The organism is Micromonospora sp. NPDC001898 (genome assembly GCF_042891255.1).
Classification (GTDB): Bacteria; Actinomycetota; Actinomycetes; order Mycobacteriales; family Micromonosporaceae; genus Micromonospora.
On sequence record NZ_JBIATC010000006.1, the window covers coordinates 111,625 to 125,321 of the forward strand.

Consider the following 13,697-nt stretch of genomic DNA (forward strand, 5'->3'; position numbering starts at 1 on the left):
GGATCTGTGTTCCGACGTACCCCCCGGATCTTCGCCGCGACCCTCGCGGTGGCCGCGCTCGCGCTCGGCGCCTGCGCCGAGAAGAGCTCCGACGACACCCCCGCTTCCGGCGGCAGCCCGGCGACCGCCGCGTTCCCGGCCACCGTCGGCAAGCTGACGCTGGAGAAACGTCCGGAGAAGATCGTCTCGCTCTCGCCGACCTCGACCGAGATGCTCTTCGCCGTCGGCGCCGGCGGGCAGGTCACCGCCGTCGACGACCAGTCGAACCACCCGCCGGAGGCGCCGAAGAGCGACCTGTCCAGCTTCCAGCCGAACGCCGAGGCGATCGCCGGCAAGGCCCCCGACCTGGTGGTGCTCTCCGACAACATGAACAAGATCGTCGAGCAGCTCACCACGCTGAAGATCCCGGTGCTGCTCACCCCGGCGGCCGTCACGCTGGAGGACACCTACCGGCAGCTCACCGACCTCGGCACGCTCACCGGCCATCCCACCGAGGCGGCCGACGTGGTCCGGCGGATGAAGGACGACATCGCCAAGCTGACCAAGGACCTGCCGCAGCGGTCGACGAAGCTGACCTACTACCACGAGCTGGGCCCGGAGCTGTACAGCGCGACCAGCAAGACCTTCATCGGCTCGATCTACGCCCTCGCCGGCCTGGAGAACATCGCCGACCCGTCGGACGCCGACGGCCGCAACGGCGGCTACCCGCAGCTCTCCCAGGAGGTCATCGTCAAGGCGAACCCCGACTTCGTCTTCCTGGCCGACACCAAGTGCTGCAAGCAGAGCCCCGAGACCGTCAAGGCGCGCAGCGGCTGGGCCGGCGTCACCGCCGTCAAGAACAACCAGGTCGTCGCGCTCGACGACGACATCGCCTCGCGTTGGGGCCCGCGGGTCGTCGACCTGCTCCGGTCCGTCGTCGACGCCGTGGCCAAGGTGCCGGCGTGACCCTCGGCGGCGGGCGTTGACCGGGCCCACCGCCGTGCGGAAGGCACCGACCCCCACCCCCGTGAGCCGGCCGGCCGGGCTGCGGCCCGGCTGGCTGGCCGCAGGGGTGGTGGCCGTGCTGGTGGCGCTCGTCGCCGGGGTTTCCCTCGGCCCGGTCAGCCTGCCCCCCGGCAGCGTCGCGGCCGAGCTGCTCAACCTGCTGCCCGGGGTGCGCCTGGACAGCGGCCTGACCGAGCGCGAGATCGCCATCGTCACCGAGCTGCGGCTGCCCCGGGTGGTGCTCGGGCTGCTGGTCGGCGGTCTGCTCGCCCTGGCCGGCGGCTGCTACCAGGGTGTCTTCCGCAACCCACTGGCCGACCCGTACCTGCTCGGGGTGGCGGCCGGGGCCGGGCTCGCGGTCACCGCCGTGATCGCCCTCGGCGCCGGGGCGGGCGGCGCGCTGACCGGGCTGCCGGTCACCATCCCGCTGGCCGCGTTCGTCGGCTCGCTCGGCGCGGTCGCCATGACCTACCTGCTCGGGGCGGCCGGCGGGCGGGGACGCTCGACGGCGACGCTGATCCTGGCCGGGGTGGCCGTGTCCGCGTTCCTCTCCGCCGGGCAGACGTACCTGCTCCAGCGCAACTCCGACACCATCCAGCAGGTCTACTCGTGGCTACTCGGCCGGCTGGCCACCGCCGGCTGGCACGACGTCCGGCTGGTCCTGCCGTACTTCCTGCTCACCACCGTCGTGGTGCTGCTGCACCGCCGCGAGCTGGACGTGCTGTCCGTCGGCGACGACGAGGCCAGGGGCCTCGGCCTGCACCCGCAGCGCTCCCGGTACCTGCTGATCGCCGCCGCCTCGCTCGGCACCGCCGCAGCGGTCTCCGCGTCCGGGCTGATCGGCTTCGTCGGGATCATCGTCCCGCACACCGTGCGGATGCTCGCCGGGTCCAGCTACCGGGTCGTCCTGCCGCTGTCCCTGCTCTTCGGCGGGGCGTTCCTGGCGCTGACCGACGTGGTCGCCCGGACCGCCGCCGCCCCCGCCGAGATCCCGATCGGCGTGGTCACCGCGCTGCTCGGCGGCCCGTTCTTCGTGCTGGTCCTGCGCAGCTCCCGCCGGGTGCTCACGTGAGCACCCCGGCCCCCGCCGGCGGGCCGCCCGGCGCACCCGCCGTCGAGGTGCGGGACCTGCACGTGTCCCTGGACGGCACGCCGGTCCTGCGCGGCGTCGACCTGCGGGTCGAGCCGGGCGGGTGGGTCACCGTGATCGGCCCGAACGGCGCCGGCAAGTCGACCCTGCTGCGCGCCGTCGGCGGCCTGCTGCCCGCGCCAGGCGCCATCTCCCTGTTCGGTACGCCGAGCGAGGCGCTGCGCCGCCGCGACCGGGCCCGGGTGGTGGCCACCGTAGCCCAGTCCCCGGTCGTCCCGGCCGGCATGCCGGTCTTCGACTACGTGCTGCTCGGCCGGACCCCGTACATCCCGTCGCTGGGCCGGGAGTCCGCCGCCGACCTGGCCGCCGTGCGGGACGTGCTGGACCGCCTCGACCTCGGTGGCTTCGCGCACCGGGAGCTGGCCACCCTCTCCGGCGGGGAGCGGCAGCGGGTCTTCCTGGCCCGGGCGCTCGCTCAGGGGGCCACCCTGCTGCTGCTCGACGAGCCGACCAGCGCCCTGGACATCGGCCACCAGCAGGAGGTGCTGGAGCTGGTCGACCAGCTCCGCCGCGAGCACGGCCTCACCGTCCTCGCCACCATGCACGACCTCTCCCTGGCCGGCGAGTACGCCGACCGGATGGTCCTGCTGGCCGCCGGCCGGGTGGCCGCGGCCGGGCCGCCCCGCGATGTGCTCACCGAGGAGCTGTTGGCCCGGCACTACCGTGCCTCGGTCCGCGTCCTACCCGGAGAGCACGGCCCCCTCGTGGTCCCCGTCCGCCCCCGGGTGAAAGGAAGGGCACCCTGTTAACGCTTTCGGGTATGGGAAGGGCCCCTTCCCAACCGTGCGGCCCGGCCCGCGCCCCGGCGCGGCACGGGGACTCGGCGCGTCAGCGGGACTCGACGCGGCCCAGGGGGTGGGTGCTCGTCGTCAGCTCGGCGTTCGCCGCAGCCCAGTTGCCGTCCCCCGGTTGCAGCGCGCTGCGCAGGTAGGCCAAGGTGAGCCGCTGAAGCAGGGCGACACGGTCGGGGCTCTCGTCGGTCGTCTCCGCGACCGCCCAGCCGGGAATCCCGCCGAGGGAGTGCTCCGCCCCGTACAGGGTGAGCAGGCTCTTGGGGCCGGGGCTGAGGTGGTACGGGTCGGCGAACCAGTCCGGCCCCCGGACGGTCAGGGCGGACTGGTCCCGGTCCCCGGCGACCACGAGGGCCGGCGTGGTCATCTGCGCGAAGCTCGGGTTCATGAAGGGGAGGTGCTCGGCCGCGAACGGGCTCAGGTCGGTGCCGCCCGTGCCGGGCGTGGCCAGCAGCACCCCCGCGCCGACCCGGGGGTCGGACATGTCCTCGCCGGGCGTGCCGTCGGCGCCGAGGACGCGTGCGCCCAGCAGCATGCTCACGGTCTGGCCGCCCCAGGAGTGTCCGGCGGCGGCGACGCGGCTGCGGTCGACGCGCCCCCGGAGGCCGGGCACGGCGTCCTCGACGCGATCGAACTCGTCGAGGACGCGCCGGAGGTCCGCGACGCGGAAACGCCAGATCTCGGGGTGACGGGGGTCGTCGGGGGTGACGTCGAGCGTCCGGGAGTCGAGGTGGGTGGGCTGCACTACCACGAACCCGTGGGCCGCCCAGAAGTCGACCAGCGGGGCGTAGCCGTTCATCGACCAGCCGAAGCCGTGCGAGAAGACGACGACAGGCAGTTCGTGACCGGTCACGGGCGCCGAGACTCGTACCTGAAGGTCCTCGCCGCGGCCCGGTGCTGGCAGCGCCACCGGAGCGACCGAGACGACCGGAACGGGCGCGCTGGCCCTCGGGTCTGAGTGAGGCATGATTTTTCTCCCTTGGGGTGACATCATGAAGAAGCGGAACAGCGTTCCGTCTAGACGATACGGAACCGTGTTCCGTTTAACAAGGGGGTGTGACGCCGTGGCCGTCGACGAATCGGGGGTGTCAGGCGCGCGGAGGCGGGCCGACGCCCGGCGCAACGAGCAGGCCCTGCTCGACGCGGCCGCCGCGGCCTTCCTCGCCTGCGGCGTCAACGCGCCGGTACGCGACATCGCCGCCCGCGCCGGCGTCGGCGTCGGCACGATCTACCGCCACTTCCCGACGCGGGCGGATCTCGTCGTCGCCGTCTACCGGCACCAGGTCGAGGCCTGCGCCGAGGCCGGCCCGACCCTGCTGGCCGGCTGCGACACCCCGTGCGTCGCACTGGCCCGCTGGATCGATCTCTTCGTCGAATTCCTCGTCACCAAGCACGGCCTCGCTGAGGCGCTGCGCTCCGACGACGCGGCCTTCGAGGCCCTGCACGCCTACTTCCTCGACCGCCTCGTGCCCGTCTGCGCCCGGCTGCTCGACGCTGCGGCCGCAGCAGGCGAAGTCCGCCCCGACGTGGCGGCCTACGAGCTGATGCGCGGCGTCGGCAACCTCTGCATCGGCGCGGGCCACGACCCGCGCTACGACCCGCGCCGGCTGGTCGACATCCTCGTCGCGGGGCTGCGTCCGCAGTAGCGGCGCAGCTCAGCGGGCGATGACGGAGAAGAGGGCGCCCTGCGGGTCGCGGAGGGCGGCGAGCCGACCCTGGGGGATGTCGCGGGGCGGGACCAGGATCGTGCCGCCCAGCTCGGCGGCCCGGGCGGCGGTGGCGTCGGCGTCCGCCACGGCGAAGTAGACGGTCCAGTACGCCGGCAGATCGGCCGGAAAGCCGTCGCCCAGCGGCGGGATCATCCCGGCCACGATCCGCCCGCCCAGCCGCCACCCGGTGTACGTGACCGGCTCCGTCGGCTGCTCCTCCGGATGCCAGCCGAAGACCAGCTCGTAGAAGACCTTCGCGCCCTCCGGGTCCGGGGTGACCAGCTCATTCCAGCTCATCGCCCCCGGGGCGTTGAACAGCTCCGCCCCGGAATGGGCCATCGGCTGCCAGACGCTGAACACCGCGCCGGCCGGGTCGGCGAAGACCGCCATCCGCCCCTGGTCGAACACGTCGAACGGGGTGACCAGCACCTGCCCGCCGGCCGCCTCCACCCGGGTGGTGACCAGGTCCGCGTCGTCGGTCGCCACATAAGTCGACCAGATCGGCACCTGGTCCGGGGCGGCCGGTGGCCCGGCGCCCGCCACCGACCGGCCGTCCTTGAGGAAGGTGGTGTAGCCGGCCGCCTCCGGCTGCGGGGCGATCCGACCGGTCCAGCCGAACAGCTCCGGGTAGAAGCGTCGCGCGCCCGCCAGGTCCGGGGTGGCCAGGTCGGCCCAGCACGGCGTGCCCGGCGGGACGGTGCTCACGCTGGCCCCTCTCGCAGGGGGCGGCCCCGGCGGACGCCCTGCCCGCATCCTGGCACCGCAGCTGGGCCGGGCGGGCGGGATTGGGACGAACTGCCCCCAGCGGCGTCGACTGCCCGGCCTGTGCGTGGTGCCGTCGGGGCGGGTCAGTGGAAGCGGCGTCCCTCGTCGCGTCGGTACGCCCACCCGGCCAGCGCCGCCAGCACCACGATCCAGACGCCGAGCATGGCCACCGAGAGCGGCGCGGGACGCCAGGGGCCGACCGCCGCCCACATCAGCTCGACCGCGCCCCGGGTCGGCAGGTACGGCGCGATCGTCTCGACGAACGAGGGCGCGCTGCCCGGGGCGGAGAGCAGCCCGCCGCCGAACGCCAGCGGGAAGAAGACGACCTGGGCCACCACGATCGCCGCCTTGCTCGGCAGCGCGTACCCGATGGCCAGGCCCAGCAGGGTGAACGGCACCGAGATCAGCGCGACTGCCGCGACGGCGAGGCCGAACGCCCCGGGGCTGATCCGGGCGTCGGTGAGCAGCGCCGCGATCACCACCACCGGCAGCAGGGACAGGAGGGTCAGCGCCAGCCCGGCGAGAATCCGGCCGGCGAAGCGCGGCGCCGGCCCGGCCGGCAACGTGCGGGTGTACGGGTTCCAGGGCTGGGCGCGGTCCTCGGCCACGCCGACGCCGTACTGGAAGATGTTGGCGCTCATCACCGCGAAGGTGACCATGGCAGCGGTGGCGTAGGTGGCTCCGGTCGGGTCGTCCCCGGCGAACGGGACCACGAAGAAGAGCATCGACACGGCGGGGAAGAAGGCGCTGCCGAAGACCGCCACCGGGATGCGGATCGTCTCCAGGAGTTGGTAGCGGGCGTGCACGAGGGCGAGTCTCACGGGAACCGGTGTCTCCTCAGGCGGTGGCGGGCTGGCCGGCGTGGTCGGCGTCGGTCGGTGGGGCGCCCGTCCCGCCGGGGACGGCGTCGTGCCTGCCCGGCGCGGTGATCGCGAGGAACGCCTCCTCCAGCGAGGTCGGGCGCACCTCCAGGTCGCGGAACGGCGCGCCGCTGGCCACCAGCGCCCGCACCAGCCGGTCGGCGTCGGTGGTGAGCAGGTGGGTGCGGTCCTCGACGCGCTCGACCCGGACCACCCCGGGCAGCGCCGGCAGGTCGGCCGCGACCAGGCTGACCCGGCGTACGCCGACCACCCCGCGGACCGCCTCGGTGGTGTCGTCGGCCAGCACCCTGCCCTGCCCGATCACCACCACCCGGTGCGCCAACGCCTCCACCTCCTCCAGGTAGTGGCTGCTCAGCAGCACGGTGCCGCCGTCGGCGTGGAAGCTGCGAATCGCCTCCCAGAGGCTGTGCCGGGCCTCGACGTCCAGCCCGGTGGTCGGCTCGTCGAGGACCACCAGCCGGGGGCGACCGACGAAGGCGAGTGCCACGGCCAGCCGGCGGCGCTGACCGCCGGAGAGCCCGCCGGTCTGCCGCCGGACCTGGTCGGTGAGGCCGAACCTGTCCAGCAGCTCGCCCCGAGGGACCGGGTCCGGAAAGTGGGCGGCCACGAAGTCGACCACCTCGCCGACCCGCAGCGTGCCGGGCAGGCCGGTCTCCTGCGGGGTGACCCCGATCTGCCGGCGGTGGGCGGGGTCGCGTGGGTCGCCGCCGAACAGCTCGACCCGGCCGGCGGTGGGCCGCCGCAGCCCGACCAGCAGGTTCAGCAGGGTGCTCTTGCCGGCGCCGTTTGGGCCGAGCAGTCCGACCAACTCGCCCGCGTGCACGTCGAGGCTGACCCGGTCGAGGGCGAGCACGTCGCCGTACCGGCGGGTGGCCTGGTCGGCGCGGGCAAGGATCATGACGGCTCCTTCGAGTTGGCCGGCGGGCAGTTGCCGCCGCCCTATGGTGTACCGCCCGCGTGCCACCGGACCCGGCCGGGCCCGGCGCAGCGGGCCCGGCGTCGTCAGCGCGGCAGGGGGCGGACCAGCGCCGGCCCGCCGGGCGGCGGGGCCACGGCGGGCATCCGGACAGCGGCCGCCGTACGCGCCGCGCCGGTATTGGCACCGGTGAGCGCCGTGACCAGGAACGCGCCGGTGGCGGCCCCGATCGGGTCGGGCTGGCCGGGCACCTGGTAGTGGGTGACGTTCGTGCCCAGGGTGACCTGCCGCGACCCGTCGGCGGCGTGCAGCGAGACGGTGCTGTGCCCGAAGACCAGGCCGTCGTGCCCCCAGAACCGGCCGCCCGGCAGGGCCAGCCAGAGCAGGCCGAGGCCGTACCCGCCGGCCTCCGGCAGGTCGGGGCGTAGCGGCACGGTGGTCCGCATCCGGGCCAGCTCGGCGGGTCGGAGCAGCCGGCCGCCGAGCAGCGCGCGGAAGAATCGGTTCAGGTCGGCCGCCGTGGAGACCAGTGCGCCGGCCGTCCAGGCCCAGGACATGTTGGCCAGGCTGAAGTCGCGGAGTTGGCCGTCGTACCAGGGCAGGTACGCCGCGCTGTGCGGCCCGGCGATCCGGACCCGCCGGCCGGGGAAGTACGTGTCGTTCAGCCCCAGCGGCCGGATGACCCGCCGGTGGACCTCGTCGGTCGCGGACCGGCGGGTGACCCGCTCGATGATCAGCCCCGCGAGGATGTAGTTGGTGTTCGAGTAGGCGAACGCCTCCCCGGGCGCGCCGGTCCGCGGCTCGCCGAGCCCGAGTCGGACGAGCTGCTGCGGCCGGAACGTGGTGTACCGGTGCCGCTCGACGTCCTCACCGGTGCTGAACAGCACGGTGTCGTAGTCGCCGATCCCGCTGGTGTGGTTGAGCAGCGTCCCGACGGTGACCCCGGGGATGGCGTACTCCGGCAGGTACCGGCCGACCGGTGCGTCCAACGCCACCCGGCCCTCGCCGGCCAGTTGCAGCAGCGTGGTGGCGACGAACGTCTTGGTGATGCTGCCGACCCGGTGCCGGAAGCCGGGCAGCACCGGTCGTCCGGTGCGGACGTCGGCCACCCCGCTGGCGCCCCGCCAGCGGTCCCGACCGTCGCGCACCTCGGCGAACGTCCCCACCATGCCGGCGTCGGTGATCGCCGCCAGGCCGGTGGTGAGCGCGTCCTCCGGCAGCCGCCCCGACGGCGGGGCGGCGTGCGCCGGCGCGCCGGTCAGCAGGGGCGCGGTCGCCAGCGTGATGCCGGCCCCGGCCAGGAAAGTGCGGCGTGACAGGTGCATGTCGCCTCCCGTGTGGACGATCCAATCACCGATCCTCGCTGACGGACGCCACCCGTGCGCTTCGCCCTTCCTTTCACCCCAGCGGGGCGGGGAGGGGGGCCGTGTGCAGCACCGCGAGCCGGGAGACCGCCCGGGTGAGCACCACGTACAGCCGGTGCAGGCCGCGCGGCTCGGCGGCCACGATCGCGGCCGGCTCGACGACCACCACGTGGTCGTACTCCAGGCCCTTGACCAGGGTCGCGGGGACGACGGTGACCCGCGCCGCGGTCTCCACGTCGTCGGCGGTCGCGGTGTCGATCCCCGCGTCGGCGAGCGCCGCGCGCAGCCCGGCCACCGCGTCGTCGGCGGCGATCACGCCGACCGAGCCGTCGTGCGTCAGCGCCGCCCGCACCTCGGCCACCGTCGCCGCAGGCAGGTCGTCCACCGTACGCACGTCCAGCGCGCCGTCGCGGCGCAGCGACTCCGCCGGGGGCACGTCCACCTCCAGCGCCGGCAGCAGCCGGTTGGCGAACGCCACCACGGCGGCGGGAACCCGGAAGCCGACGCTCAGCGGCACCACCACCGCGTCCGGCTTGCCCAGGTGGGCCAGGGACTCCCGCCAGTCGCGGGCGGCCCACGGGGCGGTGCCCTGGGCCAGGTCGCCGAGCAGGGTGATCGACCCGTGCTCGCTGCGCCGGGCGAGGGCCCGGCACTGCATGGGGGACAGGTCCTGCGCCTCGTCGACCACCACGTGCCCGAAGCCGGCGGGGCGCTCCAAAAGCCCGGCGGCCTCGTCGACGAGCACCGCGTCGGCGGCCGTCCACTTCGTAGCCTTCGGGGTGCGGGCCGGCTTCGCCCAGGTCAGCAGCGCCTGCTCGGCGTCGGTGAGCACCCCGTCGGCGGCCCTCGCGAGCGCCGCCGGGTCGGCGAGGAGGGAGTGCACCAGCCCTTCCGGGGTGAGTGCCGGCCAGGCCGTGTCCAGGAAGTCGGTGACCGGCCGGCACTTGCCCATCCGGCGCAGCCAGGCGTCGCCCGGCGACTCCGCCCGGCGGGCCTCGGACTGGCGTTGCAGCAGGCTGACCACCCGGGCCCGGACCCGCTCCCGCCCGGTGGCGTACGGCAGCCCCTCCCGGCGGGTCTCCTCGACCAGCCGGTGCAGCGGGTCGAGGCCGATCCGCCAGCGGAACGACCCGTCGGAGACCATGATCGGCTCGGTCGGCGCGGCGATCCGCGACTCGACGGCCCGACGCAGCACCTCGGCCATCCGGGGATCGTGCTTGAGGGTCGCCACCGCCGGCTCCTCGACCGCCCGCACCGGCACCCGGGCGATCAGGTCCTCCACGGTCGCCTGCTCGACCTCGACCTCGCCGAGCGCCGGCAGCACCGCCGCGATGTACGACAGGAACGCCCGGTTCGGCCCCACGATCAGCACCCCGGAGCGACGCAGCCGTTCCCGGTGCAGGTAGAGCAGGTACGCCGCCCGGTGCAGGCCGACCGCCGTCTTCCCGGTGCCCGGTGCCCCCTGCACGCAGATCGAGTCGGCCAGGTCGGCGCGGACCAGTTCGTCCTGCTCCGGCTGGATGGTGGCGACGATGTCCCGCATCGGCCCGACTCGGGGGCGTTCGATCTCGGCGGTGAGGATGCGGCTGGCCGTGCCCAGCTCCTCGCCCCGGTCCAGCCGCTCGTCCTCGAAGCTGGTCAGCGCGCCCCGGTCGAAGCCGAAGCGGCGACGCACGGTGACGCCCTGCGGGTCGCGTGCGCTGGCCCGGTAGAACGCCCGGGACACCGGCGCCCGCCAGTCCAGCACCATGGGTTCGCCGAGGTCGTCGGTGACGTGGCGACGGCCGATGTGGTGTTCCTCGTCGCCGAACGTGAGCCGGCCGAAGAACAGCGGGGTGTCGGGCTGGTCGGCCAGTTCGGCGACGCGGCGGGACAGGGTGCGCCCCAGCGTCTCGGCCGTGTACGCGTCGCCGGCGACGTTGTGGCCGGTGGCGAAGAGGGCCTCGGTCCGTCCGCGCATGCGGGCCAGCGCGGCGCGGGACGCGTCCAGGTGGGCCCGTTCGGCGGCCAGTTCGGTGTCGAGTGAAACGGGGGCGTGCAGGGTCATCCGACGTACTCCTCGGCGCGGGGGACAAACGCTGCCGCTTGCGTTTCCGGCGCAAAGGCCGGCGCGGGGACGTCCGCTGCGGTGTTCGACACCGCGGCCGTCGGCGGGGGCGAACAGTCTACGCCCCGTCCGGCTGCCCCGGCAGGCGGTTTACCGGGACGAGCCATCGGTTGGCCGGGCCGCCCCGGTGCCGGGGATCATGGGGCCATGACCGAGGCACGGCCCGAGCGGCAGCGGGTGACGATCAGCGATCCGCAGGTGATGCGGGCGTTGGCGCACCCGGCCCGGCTCGCGATCATGGAACATCTCGCCTCGCTTCCGGGTGGGGCCACCGCCACCGAGTGCGCGGAGCTGGTCGGGCTCTCGCCGAGCGCGACCAGCTACCACCTGCGCGCGTTGGCGAAGTTCGGCCTGGTCGAGCAGGCGCCGAGCCGGGGGGACGCCCGGGAGCGGGTGTGGCGGGCGTTCAGCCCGTCCTACTACGTGGAGGCGGGCCAGGCGGCCGACTCCGAGGCGCGGGCCGCCGTGCTGGCCCTCGTGGAGGCGCACATCGCGCGGGACACGCAGCGGACCCGGGACTGGCTCCGCCGGGCGCCCGAGGAGTCCGGGGAGTGGTACGCCGCCGGCTCGTTCAGCGACAGCGTGCTGCTGCTCACCGCCGAGGAACTGGACGCGCTCAACGAGGCGGTCCAGGGCCTGCTGGCGCCGTACCGCCGCCGGCTTCGGCGGGATCCGCCGGCCGGGGCGCGCACCGTCGCGGTGCAGTGGCGGTCGGTGCCCATCGACTGAGCGGGGCACGGCGGGCGGTAGGGATTGCCAGCGGCAAGTGTGAAGGATTATTTTCGAAGTATGTCTTTCGCATCTGACCGGTCGCGCTGGTCCGACGTCTGGCTCGCCACCGTCGCCCGTGGCGTCTCCAGCTGCGGGGACTTTCTCGCGGCGAGCGCTCTCACCCTGGCCCTACAGTCCGCCGGGGCCGGTGGGACGGCCGTGTCGGGGCTACTGATCGCGGCGACCCTGCCGCTGGTCGCGCTCGCCCCGCTGACCGGGCGGCTCGCCGACCGGGTGGACTCCCGCACCCTGCTGGTCGGGGCCGGCCTGGCCCAGGCCGCGATCTGTCTGGCCCTGGCGTACGCGCGGCACCCGGCCCTGGTGATCGGCCTGGTGGCGCTGCTCGCGGCCGGCCTCGCGGTCACCCAGCCGGTGCTCTCCGCGCTGGTGCCGGCCATGGTGCGGCCGGCCGACCTGCCCCGGGCCAGCGCCCTCAACCAGACCGCCGGCACCCTCGGCGCGCTCGCCGGCCCCGCGCTGGCCGGTCTGCTGGTCGGCGGGTTCGGTACCCGCCTGCCGCTGCTCGTGGACGCGGCCAGCTACCTCGTCCTGGTCGCCGCCGGCCTGCTGATCCGGACGCGCCGGGGCGGTGCCCGGGCTGCGGCCCCGGCGACGACCGGGGCCGGGCCGCCGACTCGCGGTGCGGGCCCGGCGACGGGCGGGGCCGGACCGATCGCAGGGGACGGGCGGGGCTGGCGGCTGCGCCGGGACCGGCTGCTCGTCGCGATGGTGGCCTCGATCGCCGGGGTGATCGGCGCGGTGGGGGCGATCAACGTGATCGAGGTGTTCTTCATCCGGGAGACCCTGGGCAGCTCCACCACGGTCTACGGACTGGTCACCGGGTCCTGGACGCTCGGCGTCGTGCTGGGTGCCTGGGCACTCGCCCCGCTGGCCCGCCGGATCACCGACGACGGCCGGCTGCTCGGCACGGGCCTGCTCCTGCTCGGCGGCTGCTGCGTCGCGGTGCTGGTCTCCGCCGCGGTGCCGTCCGCGTGGCTGCTGGTCCCGGTCTGGCTGCTCGGCGGGATGGCCAACGGCGGGGACAACGTCCTGAACCACGTGCTGCTGGCGCGTCGGGTGCCACAGGTGGCGCTGGGCCGGGCGTACGCCGTGTTCGGTGCGGCCACCCAGGGCGCCTCGATGGTCGGGTTCGCGGCGGGCGGCCTGCTGCTGGAGCTGGCCGAGCCCCGGCCGCTGGTGGCGGTGTGCGGCCTCGCGGGGACGCTGGCGGTCGGTGCGTTCGCCGTCCCGGTCGCCCGGGCGGCTCGCGCGGAGCGTGTCGCCGCCGCCCGGCGGGGCGGGGCGGTCCCGGGACCGGATGCGGAATTGGCCACTTCGAGAGCCGCCCGCTGAGCCCCGGACGGGCCGCGGGGATACGGTCGCAGCATGGCTGACCGCATCGCCCGCCCCCGCGTCGGACACATCCAGTTCCTGAACTGCCTGCCGATCTACTGGGGTCTGATGCGCTCCGGTGCCCTGATCGACGTCGACCTGCACAAGGACTCGCCGGACCGGCTCAGCGCCGCGCTCGTCGCCGGAGACCTGGACATCGGGCCGATCTCGCACGTCGAGTACCTGCGCCACGCCGACGAGCTGCTGCTGCTGCCCGGCCTCGCGGTGGGCAGCGACGGCCCGGTGCTCTCGGTCAACGTGGTGTCGACCCGGCCGCTGGCTGAGCTGGACGGCGGTCGGGTGGCCCTCGGCTCGACCTCCCGCACGGGCGTGCTGCTGGCCCGGCTGCTGCTCGGCGAGCGGTACGGGGTGAACCCCGAGTACTTCCGCTGCCCGCCCGACCTGACCCAGATGTTGCTGGAGGCGGACGCCGGGGTGCTGATCGGCGACGTGGCGCTGCGGGCGCTCTACGAGGCGCCCCGGCGTGGCCTGGAGGTCACCGACCTCGGCCAGGCCTGGCGGGAGTGGACCGGGCTGCCGATGGTCTTCGCCGTCTGGGCGGTACGCCGGGACTTCGCCGCCGCCCACCCCGGCCTGGTGAAGGAGGTGCACGAGGCGTTCCTGCGCTCGCGTGACCTCTGCCTGGCGGAGCTGGACCAGGTCGCCGAGGCCGCCGCCCGGTGGGAGCCGTTCGACGCGGACACCCTGGCGACGTACTTCCGGGCGCTGGACTTCTCACTCGGCGAGCGGCAGGTGGCCGGGCTGCGGGAGTTCGCCCGCCGGGCGGCCGAGATCGGCGAGGCCCCGCCCCTGCCTGAGGGCGGCCCGGAGTTCTTCGCCGGCTGACGGCGCGGCCCGCATGCGCGG

Annotated in this window: 13 protein-coding genes; 7 read left to right on the forward strand and 6 right to left on the reverse strand. The window is 74.8% G+C overall.

The genetic code is table 11. From position 1 onward, the window contains the following. Nucleotides 1–6: 6 nt before the first annotated feature. The 3 genes from ACFYZF_RS15830 to ACFYZF_RS15840 are packed head-to-tail and all read left to right on the forward strand — an operon-like array spanning nt 7 to nt 2,883. Nucleotides 7–945, forward strand: coding sequence for an ABC transporter substrate-binding protein (locus ACFYZF_RS15830; RefSeq protein ID WP_387020702.1), 939 nt, complete (start codon nt 7–9; stop codon nt 943–945). A gap of 34 nt (nt 946–979) precedes the next feature. Beyond that, nucleotides 980–2,056, forward strand: coding sequence for a FecCD family ABC transporter permease (locus ACFYZF_RS15835; protein ID WP_387020705.1), 1,077 nt, complete (start codon nt 980–982; stop codon nt 2,054–2,056). Next, nucleotides 2,053–2,883: an ABC transporter ATP-binding protein gene (locus ACFYZF_RS15840; RefSeq protein WP_387020707.1), complete on the forward strand. Its 831-nt coding sequence runs from the start codon at nt 2,053–2,055 to the stop codon at nt 2,881–2,883. Before ACFYZF_RS15835 ends, ACFYZF_RS15840 begins: the two co-directional genes overlap by 4 nt. Nucleotides 2,884–2,962: 79 nt before the next feature. Here ACFYZF_RS15840 and ACFYZF_RS15845 read toward each other — a convergent pair whose 3' ends face one another. Then, nucleotides 2,963–3,892 carry an alpha/beta hydrolase family protein gene (locus tag ACFYZF_RS15845; RefSeq protein WP_387020710.1) on the reverse strand — a complete coding sequence of 310 codons (930 nt, stop codon included), beginning with the start codon at nt 3,890–3,892 and terminating at the stop codon, nt 2,963–2,965. A 97-nt stretch (nt 3,893–3,989) separates the two neighbouring features. Here ACFYZF_RS15845 and ACFYZF_RS15850 point away from each other — a divergent pair, with 97 nt between their 5' ends. Beyond that, entirely contained in the window at nt 3,990–4,571 is a 582-nt protein-coding gene (locus tag ACFYZF_RS15850) for a TetR/AcrR family transcriptional regulator (protein WP_387020712.1), read from the forward strand. 9 nt (nt 4,572–4,580) lie between these two features. On the opposite strand, the gene ACFYZF_RS15855 is transcribed toward ACFYZF_RS15850, so the two are convergent. The 5 genes from ACFYZF_RS15855 to ACFYZF_RS15875 form a co-directional block, all read right to left on the reverse strand. Continuing rightward, entirely contained in the window at nt 4,581–5,339 is a 759-nt protein-coding gene (locus ACFYZF_RS15855; RefSeq protein ID WP_387020715.1) for a VOC family protein, read from the reverse strand. A 143-nt stretch (nt 5,340–5,482) separates the two neighbouring features. Next, nucleotides 5,483–6,220, reverse strand: coding sequence for an ABC transporter permease (locus tag ACFYZF_RS15860; protein ID WP_387020717.1), 738 nt, complete (start codon nt 6,218–6,220; stop codon nt 5,483–5,485). 16 nt (nt 6,221–6,236) lie between these two features. Continuing rightward, nucleotides 6,237–7,178: an ABC transporter ATP-binding protein gene (locus tag ACFYZF_RS15865; RefSeq protein WP_387020720.1), complete on the reverse strand. Its 942-nt coding sequence runs from the start codon at nt 7,176–7,178 to the stop codon at nt 6,237–6,239. Nucleotides 7,179–7,282: 104 nt separating this feature from the next. Beyond that, complete coding sequence (locus tag ACFYZF_RS15870; protein WP_387021540.1) at nt 7,283–8,365, reverse strand: serine hydrolase domain-containing protein; 1,083 nt, start codon at nt 8,363–8,365, stop codon at nt 7,283–7,285. A 229-nt stretch (nt 8,366–8,594) separates the two neighbouring features. After that, nucleotides 8,595–10,607, reverse strand: coding sequence for a HelD family protein (locus ACFYZF_RS15875; protein WP_387020723.1), 2,013 nt, complete (start codon nt 10,605–10,607; stop codon nt 8,595–8,597). Between the two features lie 207 nt (nt 10,608–10,814). Between ACFYZF_RS15875 and ACFYZF_RS15880 the strand changes: the two genes are divergently transcribed. Genes ACFYZF_RS15880 through ACFYZF_RS15890 form a run of 3 tightly spaced genes read left to right on the forward strand, consistent with a single transcriptional unit; the run spans nt 10,815 to nt 13,676 of the window. Next, nucleotides 10,815–11,396, forward strand: coding sequence for an ArsR/SmtB family transcription factor (locus ACFYZF_RS15880; protein WP_387020726.1), 582 nt, complete (start codon nt 10,815–10,817; stop codon nt 11,394–11,396). A 60-nt stretch (nt 11,397–11,456) separates the two neighbouring features. Further along, the gene (locus tag ACFYZF_RS15885) at nt 11,457–12,791 is read left to right on the forward strand and encodes an MFS transporter (protein ID WP_387020728.1); all 1,335 of its coding nucleotides are present in this window, start codon (nt 11,457–11,459) and stop codon (nt 12,789–12,791) included. 33 nt (nt 12,792–12,824) lie between these two features. After that, nucleotides 12,825–13,676, forward strand: a complete 852-nt coding sequence (locus ACFYZF_RS15890; protein ID WP_387020731.1) for a menaquinone biosynthetic enzyme MqnA/MqnD family protein — start codon at nt 12,825–12,827, stop codon at nt 13,674–13,676. The last annotated feature ends 21 nt before the right edge of the window (nt 13,677–13,697 follow it).